Below are 229 nucleotides of genomic sequence, written 5' to 3'. Positions count from 1 at the left end.
ACGGCTTTCCGGGTTGGCGTCGCGCCACTGACGCCCCAGGCGCGGATATCCCGCCGGGCCGATCTCCTTCTTGCTGTCCATCGCAGCCAGCGCGTTCTCTCCGCCCTGATAGCCGCACGCGCGCACAGCCACCTTGCCGCGGGCCCGCAGCTCGTAATTCTTGTGCCCCTTGACGCTCGTCTCGAGCGGTACGCCAACCATCTGCGCCGCTGTCGTCTCGTAGGTTTTG

Annotated in this window: 1 pseudogene; it reads right to left on the bottom strand. The window is 66.8% G+C overall.

From position 1 onward, the window contains the following. A pseudogene (locus KVT38_RS34490) lies at nt 1-229 on the bottom strand (hypothetical protein); the annotation flags it as partial.

Origin of the sequence: Cohnella sp. GbtcB17 (assembly GCF_019091135.1) — a bacterium.
Classification (GTDB): Bacteria; Bacillota; Bacilli; order Paenibacillales; family Paenibacillaceae; genus Cohnella.
Note: the sequence above shows the minus strand (reverse complement) of the source record. Positions and strands in the feature narration are given on the sequence as shown.